Here is an 18,109-nt window from a genome sequence, read left to right on the forward strand (position 1 = left end):
ATGACGGACACCACGACCGACGCCACGACCGACACCGCCCTCGACACGGCGACCTGGGGCGGCCGCCACGTGCACGACCCCACCGCGGTGCGGGACGACGACGGCGTCTACTGGCTCTTCTCCACGGACGCGCGCTCCGACGGCCCCGTGCGCGGGGGCGTGCAGGTGCGCCGCTCGACCGACCTCGTGACCTGGGACTTCCACGGCTGGGCGCTGCCGGGCGTGCCCGCGCCCGCGGCGGCGTGGTCGGGCGCCGAGGGCCTCTGGGCGCCCGAGGTCGTGCGGGTCGGTACTCCGGCGGGCACCACCTGGCGCATGTACTACTCGGCCTCGACGTTCGGCTCGCGCCGTTCGGCGATCGGCCTGGCGGAGGCGCCGCACCCGGCGGGCCCGTGGACCGACCAGGGTGTCGTCGTGTCGAGCGAGCACGCCGACCCGCCGGCCGGGCTCGGCCACCCCAACGCCATCGACGCCAACGTCGTGACCGCGCCGGACGGGACGCAGTGGCTCGTGTACGGGTCGTTCTTCGGCGGGATCCACGCGCTCCCCCTCGACGCCGCGACCGGGTTCGTGGCGGACGGGTTCGTGCCCGCGCCGGGCGAGCTGCACGCCGCGCCGGGCCGCCTCCTGGCGCACCGGGCGCGGGCGGCCGACGGCGCGGTCGAGGGGGCGTTCGTGCTCCCCCGGCCCGGCGGCGGCTGGGCGCTGCTCGTCTCCTACGACTCGCTCGGGGGCAGCTATCACCTCCGGGCGGCCGTCGGCGACGCCGTCCCGGGCCCGTACCGCGACCGTGTCGGCCATCTCATGACCGACGTCGACGCCGACCCGTGGGCGGTCGGCGTGCCGGTGCTGTCCGGGCACCGCCTCGCCGGCGGCCCGGGGATCCTCGCGCCCGGCCACGCGTCCGTGCTCACCGAGCGGGTGCACGCCGCGGCCCCCGAGGCGGGCTCGCACGTGCGCCAGCTCCTGGTGCACCACGTCCGCGACGCCGACGCCCCCACCGAGCACCGGCTCCAGGTGCGGCGGCTGGTGTGGACGCACGACGGCTGGCCGCTCGTCGCCCCGCAGCCCTGGGCCGGCGCCGAGCGGGAGGTGGACGACGTCTCGCGCTGGCCGGCCGACCCTGCCGTCCTCGACGGCACGTGGGAGCGCCTCACCCCGGGCGCCGACCCGACGCACGTGCAGGACGGCGTCGTCGGGCCGCTGGACGCCCGGACCGCGGTGCGGGCCCTGGGCGGCGGACGGTTCGCCTGGACCGCCCCCGACGGCGCGGCCGTCTCCGCCGTCGTGCACCCGGCGTGGGACGGCGTCCGCGGCCGCGCCACCCTGTGCCTCGAGGCGCTCGACGACGCGGGTCGCGTCACCCTCGCGACGAGGCTCCCGTGACGGCTCGCGCACCGGACCGCACCGGACCTGCGGAGGGCGCGGTGCGCACCGCCGTCGCCGAGGCGGAGGTGCCCGGCTGGGCGGGCGGCGTCATGCTCGCGCTGCGCTGGGCGACGCTCCTCGTCGAGGTCTCCGCCATGGTGGTGCTGGGCACCCTCGCCGGGGGCGTGCTGCTCGGCCTCGGCCCGGCGCTGCGCGCGGGCGGGGTCGTCGCCGCCCGGATGACGGCGGAGCCCACGCCGTGGCGGACGTTCTGGCGGACGTGGCGCGACGGCTTCGCCCGCACCGCCGCGCTCTTCGCCCCCGTCTGGGCGGTCGCCGGCCTGCTGTGGCTCGACGGCGCGGCGCTGGGCCTGCTCGACGGGTCGGGCCTCGTCGGCGGACCCGGTCGCGCGGTCCTCACCGGGGGCCTGCTGGCCGTCGGCGCGTGGGGCGCCGTCGTGCTCGCCTGCTGGCCGGTGGTGGTCGCGCGGTACGCGAGCGGGCCCGTGGCGACCTGGCGGCTCCTGCTGCTGCTCCCCCTGCTCGGCCCGGCGACGTCGCTCGCGGTCCTCGTGGTGGCCGCTGCCCTGCTCGCCGCCGTCTGGGCGCTGCCGCTCCTGGCCGTGCTGGTCGGCCCCGGCTTCTGGCTGTGGGCCACCGGCCGCCTCGCCGCCGACCGGCTCGACCGGATCGACGCCCAGGTCTCGGGAGGCCCCGCGGCCTGACCCAGAGTTCCACAAGAACTCTTGTACAACATCTCTTGTGGGTCTACGGTGGCGGGATGACGCAGCCACCCACCTCTCCCGAGGGCACCCCGCAGGACGGCGCACCCGACCCGCAGCAGGGCGTGCGCACCGTCACCGAGGCGAAGGCGCTCGCCGCCCTCGCCAACCCGTACCGCGCCCGCCTCATGGACGCGCTCAAGGTCGACGGTCCTTCCACCGCGTCCGCGCTCGCGCGCCGCACCGGGCAGGCCGTCGGCAGCGCCAGCCACCACCTCAAGGTGCTGCACGACGCCGGCCTCGTCGCCGAGGCCCCCGAGCTGGCCCGCGACCGCCGCGAGCGCTGGTGGCGCCTCGTCGCGCCGCGGCTGCGCTGGTCGCGCCAGGAGTTCGCCGGGGACTCCGCGGCCGTCACCGCCGCCCAGGCCGCCGAGGCGCTCCACCTCCAGCGCCAGTTCGACCGGGTCCGGGAGTGGCAGGCGAACGCCGGCTCGGCTCCCGAGTGGGACGGGGCCGCGTTCGCGACCGAGACGTGGGTGCACCTGTCCCCCGCCGAGCTCGTCGCGCTGGGCGAGGAGATCACGGCCGTCCTCGTGCGCTGGGCCGAGCGCCCGCGCCCGGACGACGGCGTCGAGCGCGAGCCCGTGCTCGTCTTCGGCCGCGGGTTCCCCGCCCAGCCATGACCGCCACCACGGGCCGCCGCGCCGCCACGGCCGGCGCCGCCGTCGTCCCGCTCGCGCGCAACCGCGGCTTCCGGCGGCTCTGGGTGGGCGAGGGCGTCAGCGTGCTGGGCAACGCCACCACGTCGGTGCTGCTCCCCCTCGTCGCGGTGCTCGAGCTCGACGCCGGGGCCGCGGTGGTCGGCCTGCTCACGGCGGCGGCGTGGCTGCCGTGGCTCGTGATCGGCCTGCCCGCCGGCGCGTGGGTCGACCGGCTCCCGGCACGGGCCGTGATGATCGTGGCCGACCTGGTGGCCGCCGTCGCCGTCGGCAGCGTCCCCGTCGCCGCCGCGCTCGACGCGCTGACCCTGCCGCACCTCGTCGGCGCCGCGCTCGCCGCGGGCGTCAGCACCGTCTTCTTCCGCACCGCCTACACCGTCTTCCTCCCCCAGATCGTGCCCGACGAGCAGCTCGAGGCCGCGAACGCGCGCCTGCTCGGCACGGAGTCGGGCATGCAGGTGGCAGGGCCGGGGATCGGCGGCGCGATGGCGCAGGCCCTCGGCGCCGCCGCCGGGCTGGCCCTGGACGCGGCGAGCTTCCTCGTCTCGGCCCTCTGCCTCTGGCGCGTCCGACCGGTGCGGCAGCCGGAGCGGCCGCCCCAGGCGCCGCTACGGGTGCGCATCCGCGAGGGCGTGGCGTTCGTGGCCTCCGACCGCTACCTGCGCTGGTTCGTCGTCGTGGGCGGGATCTCCAACTTCGGCCTCACCGGGTACACCGCGCTGCTCGTGCTGTTCCTCGTGGACACCGTCGGCCTCGGCCCGTCCGCGCTGGGCGTCGTGATGACCGTCGGCGCGTGCGGCGGGCTGCTCGGCGCGACCGTGGCCACCTGGCTCAGCCGGCGCCTCGGCAGCGCCCGCGCCACGGTGCTGCTCATCGTCGCCGGCGGGCCGCCCGCGCTCCTGGTGGGCCTCGGGGGCGGCGGCGCGCAGGTCGCGTGGACCGTCGCCGGCCTCTTCCTGGTCGGGCTCGCGGTCGTCTCCGGGAACGTGCTGCGCGGGGCCTGGCGGCAGCGCTACGTGCCGCAGCCCCTGATGGGTCGCGTCGTCACGACCAGCCAGTTCGTCAACTTCGGCACGATGCCGCTCGCCGGGCTCGCCGCAGGAGCCCTGGGCGAGGTGCTCGGCGTGCGCGAGACCGTGGTGCTCATGGCGGCGGTGCACTGCGCCGCCTGCCTCAGCGCGCTGCGCAGCCCGCTGCGCGGCCTGCGGGAGATGCCGGCACCTCGGGAGATGCCGCCGGTCGTCACGCCGTCGCGCTGACCGGCGACCCGATCTCCTCGTTGCCGCCGGGCTGGACGGCCACCACCTTCTCCATGCCCTCCGCGGCGTCGCCGGTGGACTCCCGGCCCACGACGCGCGAGTCCGGGACCACCCGGCGGAACGGACGCTCGTCACCACCGGCGATCCGCTCGACGAGCAGGTCCACCGCCGTGCGGGCGATCTGCTCGCGCCCCGGGTCCACGGAGCTGAGGGTCGGCACGGAGTACCGCACGTCGTCGACGTCGTCGAAGCCGATCAGCGCGACGTCGCCCGGCACCTCGATCCGGCGGGCGTGCAGCGCGTGCAGCGCGCCCAGGGCCATCGCGTCGTTGAGGGCGAAGACGGCGTCGATCTCGACGCCGGAGTCGAGCAGCCGCGCCATCGCCTCCGATCCGGTCGAGCGGTGCCACAGCCCGGCCTCGGAGACCAGCGCGGGGTCGTACGGGAGCCCGGCGGCCTCCAGACCCTGCCGGTAGCCCTCGGTCCGCAGGGCGGCGGAGCCGACCAGCTCGCCCTCGTGCGCGCCGACGACCGCGATCCGCGTCCGGCCCAGCGACGCCAGGTGCAGGGTGGCGGCGCGCGCCGCGGCCACGTTGTTCATCGTCACGTGGTCGGCGGGGGCGTCGAAGACGCGCTCGCCCAGCACCACCAGCGGGAAGTCGACCTCGAACAGCCCCACGTCGTCCTGCCCGAGCGCCAGCGGCGAGAAGATCACGCCGTCCGTGAGGTGGCGCCGGCGGCCGTCGAGCAGCTCGATCTCGCGCTCGCGCACCGACCCTGTCTGCTCGATGAGCACGGTGAGGCCCTGCTCCTCCGCCGAGCGGATCACGGAGTCCGCGAGCTCCGCGAAGTACGGGAGCTTGAGCTCCGGCACGGCCAGGGTGATCATGTCCGTGCGCTGCGTGCGCAGGTTGCGGGCCGTGGTGTTGAGGCGGTAGCCGAGGTGCTCGATCGCCTCCTCGACACGCCGGCGCGTCTCGGGCCGGATGTGCGGGTACCCGTTGACGACGTTCGACACCGTCTTGATCGACACGTCCGCCCGCTGGGCCACGTCGTGCATGGTCACGCGCATGCCGCTCACCTCCCCGTTCGCCCCCCACAGCGTAGGGCACCGGCCGCACGGCGCGGCCGCCCGGCCGGCGCGACGACGGTCACTTGATCGACCCCAGGGACAGGCCGCCCTGCCAGTACTTCTGCAGGGCGAGGAACGCCACGATCAGCGGCAGGATCGACACGAGCGCGCCGGTGGTGATGAGGTTCCACACCTGCTCGCCGCCCGCGCCCGCGTTCGACAGCGCCTGCCACTGGTTGATGCCGACCGTGACGGGCAGCAGCTGCGGGTCGCGCAGCACCGCCAGCGGGAGGAAGAAGTTGTTCCACGTCGCGACGGTCGTCAGCAGCAGGACCGTGACGAACGCCGGCCGCAGCAGCGGCAGCGCGACGCGGAAGAACAGGCGCAGCTCCCCCGCGCCGTCGACCCGCCCGGCGTCGAGCATCTCGTCCGGGATGGCGTCGACGGCGTACACGCGCACGAGGTAGACGCCGATCGGGCTGAGCAGCGACGGCAGGATCACGGCCCACATCGTGTTGATCATGCCGAGCTGGCTGAGCAGCACGAACGTCGGGATGGTCAGCGCCGTGAGCGGCACCATCACGGAGCCCAGCAGCATGGAGAAGTAGAGGTTGCGGCCGCGGAACCGGTACTTGGCCAGGGCGTACCCGGCCAGCACGGCGAGCACCGTGGACCCCACGCCGCCGACGATCGCGTACACGAACGAGTTGCGCATCCACGTCCAGTAGATGCCGCCCTGGTACGTGAACAGCTGCTTCACGTTGTCCCACAGCGCGAACTCGTCGTTGAACCACAGAGCACCGCCGGAGCCCACGAACAGGCCGCTGTTCGACTTCGTGGACCCGACGACGAGCCACCACAGCGGCACGACGAAGTAGAGCACCGCGAGGAGCAGGAACACGTGGGAGCCGATCCGGCGCTGTCGCGGCCGGCGCGCGGGGGTCTGCTGCGTCGTCACGGTCGTCATCACTTCAGTCCGCTCTGCTTGCGGGTGGCGTACAGGAAGACGTACGACCCGATGAACACGAGGATCCCCAGCGCGAACGCGATCGTGGAGGCGTAGTTGAACTGGCTGTAGGAGAACGCCATCGAGTACGCGTACATGTTCGGGGTGTAGGTGGTGGGGATCGCGCCCTGCGCGACCGACCGCAGCACCGTCGGCTCGGTGAAGAACTGCAGGGTGCCGATGAGCGCGAACACCACGATCATCACCATCGACGAGGCGATCATCGGGATCTTGATCCGGAACGCGATCGCCCAGTTCCCGGCGCCGTCGAGCCTGGCGGCCTCGTACACCGACGGGTCGATCGCCCGCAGCGCGGCGTAGACGATGATCATGTAGTAGCCCACCCACTGCCAGGTCACGATGTTGACCAGCGAGCCGAACACGAGGTCGCGGCTGAGGAAGTCGGGCGCGGCCAGGCCGAAGAGCCCGAAGACGTCGTTCGCGGGGCCGAACCGCGGGCTGTACAGGAAGCCCCACATGAGCGCGCCGATGACGGCGGGGATGGCGTACGGCACGAAGACGAGCAGCCGCGACGCCTTCGACAGGCGGGTGGCCAGCGTGTCGAGCACGAGCGCGATCGCCACGGCGAGGCCGATCTGGATCGGCACCATGACGAGCACGAACCGGCCCACCCGCGCCATGCCGGACAGGAAGTCCGCGTCGGTGAACACGCGCACGTAGTTGGCCACGCCGGTGAAGACGCTCTCGCCCCCGGTCGCGATGCCCTTGGTGTGCAGGCTGAGCCAGAAGGCGTACCCGAGCGGCACCAGCAGGAACAGCACGAACACGACCGTGAACGGGGCGAGGAACAGCCAGCCCCACCACTGCCGCTTCGTGTCGAGCAGGCTCTGCCCGCGTCGTCCGCCCGCGGCGCGGACGCGCTGCGCCGTCGCCGGCGCGGCGGAAGTCGTCGAGGTCGTCACGGAGCCCCCTCCGGTCGGTGCGGTGCTTGTCGACCCTGTGCTTGTCGATCCTGTGCGCGTCATCGGACCGTGAACCCCTGCTGCTCGGCGTAGCGCACCAGGCTGTCCTGGATGGTCGCCAGCGCGTCGGCGGCGGTCGAGTCGCCCTCGACCATGTCGTAGAGGGCCATGGTCTGGCGGTCGTACGCGTACACCTGGAACGGGCTGAACGTGAAGCCCGGGTACCGGGCCGCCGCGTCGAGGAAGACGTCGCGGTTGACCTGCTGGCCGCCGAAGAACGGGTAGCGGCGGTCGGTGAACCACGGCGCGTCGAGCGCGAGGTTCCACAGCGGGAACAGGCCGGCGTCCTCGACGCCGATCTTCCACGTCTCCTCGTCGTCGAACAGCTCCATCGCGACGGTGGCGGCCGCCTCGGGGTCCGTGGCCTGGGAGGTGACCGCGAGCGCCGAGCCGCCCTGGTTCACCTGGACCGGGTTCGCCGGGTCCCACTGCGGCAGCGGCGCGGCCTTCCACTCGGCGCCGGAGTCGGCGTCCGACAGCCCCTCGAGGTAGCCCGGGCCCCACGCGGCGGCGATGTACACGGCGTAGGTGCCGTCCACCAGGGACGTGTTGTAGTCGCTGGTGAAGGCGTCGTCGCTCGACACGAGGCCGCGGTCGATGAGGTCCTCCCAGTAGGACAGGACGTGGCGCGCCTCGGGCGTGTCGACGTCGATGCCGATCTGGTCGCGCTGTGCCGGGTCGTAGGCGAACGGTGCCCAGCCGGCCTGCGCGAACAGCGCGTAGTTGAACGCGCCGCCGTTCGTGGCGTAGTTGGTGATGTAGCCGTCGTAGCCGGCGTCGCGCAGGTCCTGCGCGGCCTGGGCGAACTGGTCCCAGGTGGTGGGCGGCTCGACGCCGTACGTCTCGAAGATGTCGGCCCGGTAGAGCATGCCGACGGGGCCGCCGTCGACGGGGACGGCGAACACCGAGCCCCCGGAGGAGACGTCGGACCAGGCGCCCGCCGGGAACTGGTCCTCGAGCTCGGCCGCGCCGTACGGCGCGAGGTCGGCGAGCCCGTCGAGGATCGTGTAGGTCGGCAGGATCTCGGACTCGAGCTGGATGACGTCGGGCGCGCCGGTGCCCGCCTCGAGGGCGGTGGAGAACTTGCCGTACTCGTCGGCGCCCTGGCCCGCGTTGGTCCAGCAGATCTGGACGTCGTCGTGCTGGTCGTTGAACGTGTCCACGATCTGCTCGACGGCGGGGTACCAGGCCCAGAGGGTGACGCGGGTGGCGTCGGGCTTGGTGATCTCGTTGGTGCAGCTCGTGTGGTTCGCCGGGCCGGCGTCGTCGCCGGGCGCGCACGCCGCGAGCGACAGGCCGGCCAGACCGGCGGCCGTCGCCGCCACGGCGCGTCGCAAGCCTCTGCGCATGCCGATTCCTCCTCGAGTCGTCCGGACCCAGATCCTCCTGGGCCGATTGGTGCCGCGCGCGGCGACCGTGGTTGACTCTACATCGTTGTACACGGTGGCTTCACCATCGCCCACTTCGACGAGGAACGTGAGACCCATGACGGCTCCCCACACCGATGCCCGCCCCGCCCCCGCCGCTCCCGACCACGCCCCCGGCGCCGCCGCAGGCGCCCGCGTCACCCTGCACCCCGACTTCCGCCGCGGCGCCGTCGACCGACGCCTGTTCGGCTCGTTCGTCGAGCACCTCGGCCGTGCCGTGTACACCGGCATCTACGAGCCGGGTCACCCCGCCGCGGACGAGCACGGCTTCCGCCGCGACGTCGCGGACCTGGTCCACGAGCTGGGCGTGCCGATGGTGCGCTACCCCGGCGGCAACTTCGTCTCCAACTACGTGTGGGAGGACGCCGTCGGCCCGGTCGAGCAGCGCAAGCCGTTCCTCGACCTCGCCTGGCGCACCGTCGAGCCGAACCTTGTCGGCACCGACGAGTTCCTGCAGTGGGCCGAGCGCGAGGGGGTCGAGCCGATGATGGCGGTCAACCTCGGCACCCGCGGCGTCGACGCCGCGGCCGCCCTGGTCGAGTACTGCAACGGCGAGGCCGGCACCCGGTGGGCCGACCTGCGCATCGCCAACGGCCGCGAGAAGCCCTACGGCGTGACGCTGTGGTGCCTCGGCAACGAGATGGACGGCCCGTGGCAGATCGGGCAGAAGGACGCTCACGAGTACGGCAAGCTCGCCGCCGAGGCCGGCAAGGCGATGAAGCTCGTCGACCCGTCGATCTCGCTGATCGTGTGCGGTTCGTCGTCCATGCAGATGCCGACGTTCGGCGAGTGGGAGCGCACCGTCCTGTCGTACACGTACGACCTGGTGGACCACATCTCCATGCACGCCTACTACGAGGAGATCGACGGCGACCGCGCGTCCTTCCTCGCGTCGGGCACCGCCATGGACCGGTTCATCGACCGGGTCGTCGCCTCGGCGGACGCCGTCGGCGCCGAGCGGCGCAGCGACAAGGCCATCACCATCAGCTTCGACGAGTGGAACGTCTGGTACAACACCACCCGCTTCGGCGGCGAGGAGAACCTGCCGATCCAGCGCGACGCCCCGCGCATCATCGAGGACGTCTACTCCGGCCTCGACGCCGTCGTGGTGGGCGACCTCATGGTCACCCTGCTCAACCACGCCGACCGCGTGCCCGTCGCGTGCCTCGCGCAGCTCGTCAACGTGATCGCGCCGATCATGACCGCGCCGGGCGGCGAGGCGTGGCGCCAGCCCACGTTCCACCCGTTCGCGACGACGTCGCGCCTCGCCCGCGGCACGGCGCTCGACGTGCGCGTGGACGCGCCGACGTACGACACCGCGCAGCACGGCGCCGCGCCGGTCGTCACCGCCGCCGCGACGGTGGACGACGACGGCTCGCTCGGCCTGTTCCTCACCAACCGGTCCGACCGGGTGGCCGAGGTGGAGCTGGCCCACGTCGGCGCCGCGCTCGGCCTCACCGAGGGCTGGCAGATGGTGGCGGACCACGAGCCCGCCATCGAGGGCCCGGAGCACGCCGCGAAGGTCGCCGAGGCCTGCTGGTCCACGGTCGACGTCGCCTCCGCCGCGACCGCCGGCGAGGGCGGCAACACCCGCGTGCGCCTCGCCCCCGAGTCCTGGACGGCGTTCGCCGGGACGTTCGCCCGCGCCTGAGCCGCCGCTGACGCCGCTCAGGCGGCGGCGCACCTTCCGAGGCCTCGGAAGGTGCGCCACCGCCTGTGCCGCGTCGTGTCCGGTGGCCGGCAACCGCCCGACCGGGCACTGTGACCGCATGGGCGAGTCCCCCGCGGTCCCCCGCGCGTCGTGGCGCTGGGCCCTGGCCGCCGCGACGGTGGCCGGCGTGGCCGTGGCGGCGGCGCTCGGCTCGTACGCGGACGCCCACCCGGGCGACGGCGCCCCGCTGCTGACCCTGTGGTTCACCGACATGCTGGCGATGAAGGTGTGGCTGTCCACCGGCGCCGTCGCGCTGCTCCTGGTCCAGCTCGTCTCCGCCCTGGCGATGTACGGCCGGCTGCCGGGCTCCCGGCAGGCCCCGGGTTGGGTCGGCGTGCTGCACCGGTGGAGCGGCGTGGCCGCGTTCGGGCTCACGCTGCCGGTCGCCTTCGCGTGCGTCTGGTCGATCGGGCTGGAGGACGACCCCGCGCGGGTGCTGGTGCACTCCGTCGCCGGCTGCCTGTTCTACGGCGCGTTCACGGTCAAGATGCTCGCCCTGCGCGTGCGCGGCCTGCCGCCCGCCGTGCTGCCCCTGCTCGGCGGCGCGGTGGTGGCGCTGCTGGCCCTCGTCTGGTCCACCTCCGCACTCTGGTACCTCACCGGGGGCATCGCGTGACGGGTCCCGGTGCCGCCCCCGACGCTCCCGCCCCGGGCGGTCCGGGACCGTCGCGCCGCGACGTCGTCGAGGGCCTCGCCGTCGCGCTGGTCGCCGGCGTCGGCGGCTTCGCCTGGTTCTCCGCCGCCGGCCCGCCGTCCGAGGCCGAGCGCGAGGAGCGCGAGGAGCGCCAGGAGCGCCAGGACCAGCGCGACGAGCAGCAGGACGAGCTCGAGGACCGGCAGGACGACGAGCGTGACGACGACGAGGACCGGCAGGACGACGAGCAGGACGACGACGAGGACCGCAGCGGTCCGGACCGGGGGCGAGGATGAGACGACCGTTCCGGCAGCGCCTGCCCACGCTGGTGCTGATCGCGCTGGCCGCCGCGACCGTCGGCGCGATGCTGGCCGCGTGGCGCTGACCGGCGCCCCGACGGGACTCAGACGGTGGCGTGCCGCCTCACGATGCGGCTCACCGTCGCGCGGGACACGTCGAAGCGCTCGGCGATCTCCCGGTGCGTGAGCCCGTCGTCGGCGAGCTCGACGATCCGGCGGTCGCGGTCGCCCCGGTCGTCGGGCTGCTCGTCGGCCGTCGCGGCCGCGGGCTCCTCCGCCGTGACCGCGGGCGCCTGTGGCGCCGCACGCTCGACCGGGACGTCGAAAGTGGTGTCCTCCGTGGCGTCCCCGTCCGGCGACGTGCCGTGGGCCGTGAGGAACGCGGACCGCTGCGCGAGCGCGCCGCCCAGCGCCGGGTCCGCCTGCCGGAGCAGGTCGAACACCTCGACCCGGCGGGTGTGGCCCGTCCCCGGCAGCGGCTCGCGCGTGCCCGGCAGCCCGCTGTCCACCTCCACGTCGGCGGGCAGGAGCTCCGGCGCGTCACCGTCCTCGGCGCCGCCGACCTGCACGACGGGTTCGACCGCCGGGTCCGGCCCCAGGTCCTCGTCCACGTCGTCGAACCAGGCCTGCACCGCGGCGTCGTCCACCGCGTCGTCCCGGCGCCCGGCCTCGTCGACGACGGGCGTCGCGCCCGTGAGCGCCGCCTGGAGGTCGTCGGCGAAGGCGTCGTCGGCGAACGCGCCGCCCTCCACCGCCGTCGTCGTGGCGACCGGCTCGGGGGCGGGCTGCCGCAGGGCCGTCGGCGCCGGCGCGGCAGGCGCCGGCAGCGCGCGCGGGCCCGAGGCCGCCGCACCGCGGGCGACGCCGCGCTCGACGGAGCTGGCGCCGATGAGGTCGAGGCGGTTGCCGTGCCGCTCGGCGGCCTCGAGCCGCTCCACCCAGACCTGCATGCGCCGCTCGAAGTCCTCGACCGTGAGCAGCTTCAGCGCGGCGTCGCGGGCGGCCCGCTGGCGGCTGTGCGCCGTCCGCACCTTGCGCATACCCGCGTGGTTCCCGGAGCTGTCGAGGCGCGCGTCGCGCCACAGCTCGAGGGCGGTGACGTACTGGTGCACGCGGTGCTCGCGGCGGCGCTCGTCGAGCGTGTGCCCCGTGACGAGGTGGCGCTCGCCCACCAGCGCCAGGTGCCACATGAGGGCGGCGACCAGCGGCGGCACGAACCGGAACGCGACCATGTACGGCGTGCTCGCGTCCGGCACGGCGATCTCGTGCAGCGCCGCGAACATGCCGGACGTGCCGGACAGGATCCACGTCAGGGTGAGGAGCACCCCGTACGGCCGCCCCTCCAGGGCGGCGTTGCGTGCCATGAGGGCGACGGCGACGAGGCTGACCTCGAGGAATCCGGCGAGGGCGTACGCCTCCGCCGGGGACATCCCCGCCACCTCCAGGCCGAACAGCACCATGCCGCTGTACGCCAGGGCGGTCGCGATGGTCGCGGCGACGACGACCGCGACCATCGGCAGGTGCCGCCCGCGGTAGCGCACCGTGGCGCGGGCGGAGCCCGTCGTGTCGGTCGTGGGGTCGTGCTGGGTCACGTCATTCCTCCGGGAGTCGCTGATCTGCGCACCTGTCAGATCTGCGCATATACCAGCATTGGGACGATCCAGGCGTCAACGACACCGCGGGTGAACCCGTCAGCCCTTGACCGCTCCCCCGAGCCCGGCGCCGCGCAGGAACAGCCGCTGGAAGACCAGGAACATCGCCACCGGGAGCACGGTCGAGATCGCCAGGGCCGCGAGGAAGACGCCCAGCTCGGTGGACGCCTCGATCGCGGGCAGCCGCACCGACAGCGGCTGGATCGCCGGGTCCTTGAGCACCAGCAGCGGCCACAGGAAGTCCTTCCAGGCCGCGATGACGGCGAACACGGACACGACGCCGAGGATCGGCTTCGACATGGGCAGCACGATCGACCAGAACAGCCGGTACGGCCCGGCCCCGTCGACCCGCGCGGCCTCGAAGACCTCGCGCGGCAGGTTGTCGAAGAACCGCTGCACCAGCAGCACGTTGAACGCGCTCGCGCCGGCCGGGAGCCACACGGCCCAGAAGCTGTCGACGAGCGACCGGCCCAGCAGCGGCGGGTCGAGGATCGTCAGGTACAGCGGCACGAGCAGCACGACGGCGGGCACGAACATCGTCGACAGGACGAGCGCCTGCACCACCTTCCCGTAGCGCGGCCGCAGCACGGACAGCGCGTATCCGCCCGTCGTCGCGACCACGAGCTGCACGGCCCACGACCCGAGCGCCAGCCACACGGTGTTCAAGAAGTACCGGCTGACCTGGACGTCGTTCCACGCCCGCTCGAGGTTCTCCCACGCGATGCCGTGCGGGAACAGGGCCAGGGGCGTGCGCAGGATGTCCTGCGTCGGGGTGACGGCGTACTTCGCCAGCAGCAGCATCGGGCCCAGCCCGACGACGACGAGCAGCACGAGCAGCAGCACGTGCGTGCCGCCCATCCCCCAGCGGACCGCGGGACGGCGCCAGTCGGGCGCGGACAGCGCGCCGCGGTCGCCGTCGTCGGAGGGGGTGGCGCGACGGCGCGCGGCGCGCGCCGGGGCGGGACGTGCGGTGGACGAGGGCGTCATGACGTGCTCCAGGACCGGGTGAGCCGGAAGTAGAGGACGGAGAAGACCGCGAGGACCGCCGCCAGCATGAGCGACAGCGCGGTCGCGGCGCCGTAGTCGCCGCCGAGGCTGTTCTGGAACGCGTACCGGTAGATGAGCAGCAGCACGGTCACGGTGGCGTTGTTCGGCCCGCCCCCGGTGAACAGGTACGGCTCGAGGAACACCTGCGCCGTGCCGATGACCTGCAGGATCAGCGTGATGAACAGCACCCCGCGCAGCTGCGGCAGCGTGACGTGCCAGATCTTGCGCCACAGCCCGGCGCCGTCCACCTCGGAGGCGTCGTACAGCTCGGCGGGCACGCTCGTGAGGGCCGCCAGGTAGATGATCACCGTGCCGCCGGCGCCGGCCCAGGTCGCGGCGAGCACGAGGGACGGCATCGCCCACGACGCGTCCTGCAGCCACGGGTACGGGCCGAGACCCACCCAGCCGAGGATCGTGTTGAACACGCCGGTCGGCCCGCCCTTGTAGAAGAACTTCCACAGCAGGACGGCGACGACGGGCGGCACCACGACCGGCAGGTACGCGAGGGCCGAGTACAGGCCGCGGCCGCGGCGCACCTCGCGCATGAGCACGGCGGCGACCAGGGGCACGGGGTAGCCGAACAGCAGGGCCAGGAACGCGAAGTACAGCGTGTTCTGCACGGCCTTCCACAGCAGCGGGTCGGCCAGCACGTGCCGGAAGTTGTCCAGCCCGACGAACGTCGGGTCGGTGACGAGGTTCGTCTCCTGCACGCTCATGATCACGGCGCGCACGATCGGGAACCACGAGAAGACGCCGAAGATCACCAGCAGCGGGAGCAGGAACACGAGGCTGTGCAGGCCGCCCCCGCGCAGCCAGGTGGCCGGGCCGCGGCGCGGGCGGCCGGCACCGGCCGCCCGCGCGGGTGCGGCGACGTCGCCGCGAGGAGTGGTGGTGACGGTCACGGTCAGCCCTGGTCGAGCAGCGCCTGGGCCTGCGTGTTCGCGTCGGCGAGCAGGGCGTCGATGTCCGCGCCCTCGTCCGTGAGCACCGCCTGCACGACCGGGTCGAGCAGCGCGTACACCTCCTGCGTCTTCTGCGACGGCTCGCCGGCCAGCGGCAGGTCGAACATCGCGTCGGTGAACGCCGACATCTGGTCGAGCGGCACGTTGACGTAGTCCGCGATCCACTCCTGGTTCAGCTCGTACTGCTCCTTCGAGAACATCGGCAGGACGGGCGTGCCCACGGGCTGGTCGTTCTTGGCGAGGGTCTCGGCGTCGGCGACGGCGCGGTCCTCGTCGACCAGCTTGTTGAGGTAGAAGAAGTCGATCCACTTGATCGCGGCGTCCTTGACGCCGTCGTCCACGTTCGCCGGGACCCCCGCGAGGGTGCCGCCGGTGAGCGTGGCCGCCTCGGGGGCGTCTGACAGCGGGATCGGCGCGAGGCCGTAGGTGTCCGGGTCGACGGCGTTGGTCTGCACCAGCGAGGTGTAGATGTCCGAGCCCGAGGTGAACATGCCCACCTGGCCCGCCGCGAACTCCTGGTTGATGCTGCCCCAGTCGAGCAGGAAGTTGCCGCCCATCGACTCGTCCTCCCACCGCAGGTCGTGGAGGAACTGGAGCGTCTCCTTGGTGCCCGCGTTGTCGAGGGTCGCCGTGGCCTTCTGGTCCGCGTCGGTCTCGACGGTGCGGCCGCCGCGCGCGACGGTCTGCGCCGTGAGCTGCCAGCCGCCCGTGTTGTTCTGGGTCATCGTGGCGTAGCCGGCGACGCCCGGGTTGGCGTCGGCGATCTTCTTCGCGTACTCGCGCACCTGATCCCAGGTGGTCGGCGGGCTGTCGGGGTCGAGGCCGGCCGACTCGAAGAGCTGGCGGTTGTAGTGCAGGGCGACCGGGTAGGCGTTCTTCGCGGGGATCGCGTACACGTGGCCGTCCTCGCCCGTGCCGGCCTCGAGGATCGTCGGGTTGAACTGCTCGGCGTACGGCAGGGCGCGGAACTGGGCGTCCATGTCGGCGAGCTGGCCGTTCTCCACCAGGCCCTGGGCGTCGGTGAACGGGATCTCGAAGACGTCGGGCAGCGTGCCGCCCGCGAGCTGGGCGGCGAACGTCGTCGCCTTCCACTCGTACTCCTCGGGCTGGACGTCGATGTCGGGGTTCGCCTTCTCGAACTCCGCGACCTGGTCCTCGAAGGCGGCGACCGCCTCCTCGGTGGACCCGGGCAGCAGGGAGACCACCGAGAGGGTGACCTGACCCGCCGAGTTCGTGCTCTCGTCCTGCGGGTCGCCCCCGCCGGAGCATGCCGCGAGGGCGCCCGCCGTGAGCGCGCCCACCAGGGCGAGCGCGGCCGGCTTTCGTGTGGACTTCATCGTCACTCCCTTGTCGATGTCACCGTCGAAGGAATCGCGGTGGTGCAGCTGGTCGGTGCGGGCAGGAGGGTTCAGGCGAGCCGGCTCACGGGCGGAGCCAGACCGCGACGTCGGTGGCGATCCGCGTGAGCGGCTCGCGGGGGTCGGCGCTGTGCAGCACGACGTCGGCGCCGGCCGGAAGCGGGACGGGCTCGGGCCCGAGGTTGACGACGCACACCAGCCCGGCGGCGCCGTGGCCGTCGCCGCGGGCGAACGCGAGGGCGGCGTCGCCGACCCGGACGTCGCCGACGGCGTCGAGCCAGCGCAGGCCGCCGTGGTGCAGGGCGGGCTCGGCACGCCGGGCCGCGAGCGCCCGGCGGTACAGGGCGAGCGTCGACGCCGGGTCCGCCTCCTGCGCCTCGACCGACAGCCCGCCCCACGCCGCCGGCTGCGGCAGCCAGGGCGGAGCGCCGCCGTCGGGGCCGAAGCCGAACGAGCGGCCGCCGCGCGTCCAGGGCAGCGGCACGCGGCAGCCGTCGCGGCCGGGGTCGACGCCGCCGGAGCGGTCGTGCATCGGGTCCTGGATGAGCTCGCGCGGCAGGTCCTCGACCTCGGGGAGGCCCAGCTCGTCGCCCTGGTAGACGTACAGGGCGCCCGGCAGGGCGGCGACGAGCAGGGCCGCGGCGCGGGCCCGGCGGCGCCCGAGGTCGAGGTCCGTCGGGGTGCCGAAGCGCTTGGCCGCGAACGCGAACGACGAGTCCGCGCGCCCGTAGCGGGTCACCGGCCGGGTGACGTCGTGGTTGGACAGCACCCAGGTGGCCGGTGCGCCGACGGGGGCGTGCGCGTCGAGCGTCGTCGTGATCGACTCGCGCAGCGCCTTGGCGTCCCACGGGCGCGCCATGAAGTCGAAGTTGAACGCCGTGTGCATCTCGTCGGGGCGCAGGAACCGCGTGAAGCGGTCCGTGTCCGGCAGCCACACCTCGCCGACCAGCACGCGCGGCTCGTCGTAGGAGTCGGCCACCGCCCGCCAGGCCCGGTACACGTCGTGCAGCTCGTCCCGGTCGACGTGCGGGTGCTCCCCCGGCGCCGGGTGCTCCGGGACCTCGGGCAGCGCCGGGTCCTTGACGAGCAGCGCGGCGGAGTCGATGCGGATGCCGGCGGCGCCGCGGTCGAACCAGAAGCGCAGGATCTCCTCGTGCTCGCGGCGCACGTCGGGGTGGTCCCAGTTGAGGTCCGGCTGCGACGGGGCGAACAGGTGCAGGTACCACTCGCCGGGGGTGCCGTCGGCGTTCGTGGTGCGGGTCCAGGTGGTGCCCTGGAAGTCGGAGACCCAGCGGGTGGGCAGCTCGTCGCCGCTCTCCCCCCGGCCGGGCCGGAACCAGAACCGCTCGCGCTCCGGCGACCCGGGGCCGGCGGCCAGGGCGTCGCGGAACCACGGGTGCTCGTCCGAGACATGGTTCGGGACGACGTCGACGATCGTGCGGATCCCCAGGGTGCGGGCCTCGGCGATGAGCGCCTCCGCCTCGGCGAGCGTGCCGAACTGCGGGTCGATCGCGCGGTAGTCCGCGACGTCGTACCCCCCGTCCGCCAGCGGCGACACGTACCAGGGGGTGAACCAGATCGCGTCGACCCCGAGGTCCCGGAGGTACCCGAGGCGCTGCCGCACCCCGGCGAGGTCGCCCGTGCCGTCGCCGTTCCCGTCGGCGAACGAGCGCGGGTAGACCTGATAGATCACCGCGCTGCGCCACCACTCGGCGTCGTGCCCCTTGCTCACCGATGAGCCCCTTCCCCGTCGCCGTCGATGAGCAGGACAGTAATGATGTGACGCATACAGCGCAAGAACTTGACAGCAGCGTTATCGAACCGCGACATCAACAGCGAACAGACGCGCGCAGAGGAACGGCCCGGGGGGGGGGCCCCGGACCCCCGGGC

Annotated in this window: 16 protein-coding genes; 7 read left to right on the forward strand and 9 right to left on the reverse strand. The window is 73.7% G+C overall.

The features are described from left to right. Genes ACFQ8T_RS11155 through ACFQ8T_RS11170 form a run of 4 tightly spaced genes read left to right on the forward strand, consistent with a single transcriptional unit; the run spans position 1 to position 4,068 of the window. On the forward strand, positions 1–1,386 hold the full coding sequence (locus tag ACFQ8T_RS11155) for an arabinan endo-1,5-alpha-L-arabinosidase (protein ID WP_430546598.1): 1,386 nt from the start codon (positions 1–3) through the stop codon (positions 1,384–1,386). Beyond that, positions 1,383–2,093, forward strand: a complete 711-nt coding sequence (locus ACFQ8T_RS11160; RefSeq protein ID WP_430546599.1) for a DUF624 domain-containing protein — start codon at positions 1,383–1,385, stop codon at positions 2,091–2,093. The genes ACFQ8T_RS11155 and ACFQ8T_RS11160 overlap by 4 nt, the downstream gene beginning before the upstream one ends. 56 nt (positions 2,094–2,149) lie before the next feature. Further along, positions 2,150–2,773: an ArsR/SmtB family transcription factor gene (locus ACFQ8T_RS11165; RefSeq protein WP_430546600.1), complete on the forward strand. Its 624-nt coding sequence runs from the start codon at positions 2,150–2,152 to the stop codon at positions 2,771–2,773. After that, on the forward strand, positions 2,770–4,068 hold the full coding sequence (locus tag ACFQ8T_RS11170) for an MFS transporter (RefSeq protein ID WP_430546601.1): 1,299 nt from the start codon (positions 2,770–2,772) through the stop codon (positions 4,066–4,068). Before ACFQ8T_RS11165 ends, ACFQ8T_RS11170 begins: the two co-directional genes overlap by 4 nt. Here the strand turns inward: ACFQ8T_RS11170 and ACFQ8T_RS11175 are convergent. From ACFQ8T_RS11175 to ACFQ8T_RS11190, 4 genes are all read right to left on the reverse strand, one after another. Beyond that, the gene (locus ACFQ8T_RS11175; RefSeq protein WP_430546602.1) at positions 4,052–5,140 is read right to left on the reverse strand and encodes a LacI family DNA-binding transcriptional regulator; all 1,089 of its coding nucleotides are present in this window, start codon (positions 5,138–5,140) and stop codon (positions 4,052–4,054) included. The genes ACFQ8T_RS11170 and ACFQ8T_RS11175 overlap by 17 nt on opposite strands. Before the next feature lie 79 nt (positions 5,141–5,219). Continuing rightward, positions 5,220–6,107 carry a carbohydrate ABC transporter permease gene (locus ACFQ8T_RS11180; protein ID WP_430546603.1) on the reverse strand — a complete coding sequence of 296 codons (888 nt, stop codon included), beginning with the start codon at positions 6,105–6,107 and terminating at the stop codon, positions 5,220–5,222. After that, a complete protein-coding gene (locus ACFQ8T_RS11185) occupies positions 6,107–7,069 on the reverse strand; it encodes a carbohydrate ABC transporter permease (protein WP_430546604.1) in 963 nt (320 codons plus the stop codon). Before ACFQ8T_RS11185 ends, ACFQ8T_RS11180 begins: the two co-directional genes overlap by 1 nt. A gap of 59 nt (positions 7,070–7,128) precedes the next feature. Further along, positions 7,129–8,478, reverse strand: a complete 1,350-nt coding sequence (locus tag ACFQ8T_RS11190) for an ABC transporter substrate-binding protein (RefSeq protein WP_430546605.1) — start codon at positions 8,476–8,478, stop codon at positions 7,129–7,131. 136 nt (positions 8,479–8,614) lie between these two features. On the opposite strand from ACFQ8T_RS11190, the gene ACFQ8T_RS11195 reads away from it, so the two are divergent. The 3 genes from ACFQ8T_RS11195 to ACFQ8T_RS11205 all read left to right on the forward strand — a co-directional run bounded on the left by ACFQ8T_RS11195 (position 8,615) and on the right by ACFQ8T_RS11205 (position 11,197). Beyond that, a complete protein-coding gene (locus ACFQ8T_RS11195) occupies positions 8,615–10,207 on the forward strand; it encodes an alpha-N-arabinofuranosidase (protein WP_430546606.1) in 1,593 nt (530 codons plus the stop codon). Positions 10,208–10,325: 118 nt separating this feature from the next. After that, positions 10,326–10,883 (forward strand): DUF6529 family protein, encoded by a 558-nt coding sequence (locus ACFQ8T_RS11200; protein ID WP_430546607.1) that lies wholly within the window; start codon positions 10,326–10,328, stop codon positions 10,881–10,883. After that, positions 10,880–11,197 carry a hypothetical protein gene (locus ACFQ8T_RS11205; RefSeq protein ID WP_430546608.1) on the forward strand — a complete coding sequence of 106 codons (318 nt, stop codon included), beginning with the start codon at positions 10,880–10,882 and terminating at the stop codon, positions 11,195–11,197. The genes ACFQ8T_RS11200 and ACFQ8T_RS11205 overlap by 4 nt, the downstream gene beginning before the upstream one ends. Before the next feature lie 107 nt (positions 11,198–11,304). On the opposite strand, the gene ACFQ8T_RS11210 is transcribed toward ACFQ8T_RS11205, so the two are convergent. From ACFQ8T_RS11210 to ACFQ8T_RS11230, 5 genes are all read right to left on the reverse strand, one after another. After that, positions 11,305–12,792: a helix-turn-helix domain-containing protein gene (locus ACFQ8T_RS11210; protein WP_430546609.1), complete on the reverse strand. Its 1,488-nt coding sequence runs from the start codon at positions 12,790–12,792 to the stop codon at positions 11,305–11,307. Positions 12,793–12,891: 99 nt separating this feature from the next. Further along, positions 12,892–13,839: a carbohydrate ABC transporter permease gene (locus ACFQ8T_RS11215; RefSeq protein ID WP_430546610.1), complete on the reverse strand. Its 948-nt coding sequence runs from the start codon at positions 13,837–13,839 to the stop codon at positions 12,892–12,894. Then, entirely contained in the window at positions 13,836–14,801 is a 966-nt protein-coding gene (locus ACFQ8T_RS11220; protein WP_430546611.1) for a carbohydrate ABC transporter permease, read from the reverse strand. Before ACFQ8T_RS11220 ends, ACFQ8T_RS11215 begins: the two co-directional genes overlap by 4 nt. 2 nt (positions 14,802–14,803) lie before the next feature. Then, positions 14,804–16,198, reverse strand: coding sequence for an extracellular solute-binding protein (locus tag ACFQ8T_RS11225; protein ID WP_430546612.1), 1,395 nt, complete (start codon positions 16,196–16,198; stop codon positions 14,804–14,806). 85 nt (positions 16,199–16,283) lie between these two features. Further along, on the reverse strand, positions 16,284–17,951 hold the full coding sequence (locus tag ACFQ8T_RS11230) for a glycoside hydrolase family 13 protein (protein WP_430546613.1): 1,668 nt from the start codon (positions 17,949–17,951) through the stop codon (positions 16,284–16,286). Positions 17,952–18,109: the final 158 nt, after the last annotated feature.

This window comes from Isoptericola sp. NPDC056618 (assembly GCF_042792715.1).
Classification (GTDB): Bacteria; Actinomycetota; Actinomycetes; order Actinomycetales; family Cellulomonadaceae; genus Isoptericola; species Isoptericola nanjingensis.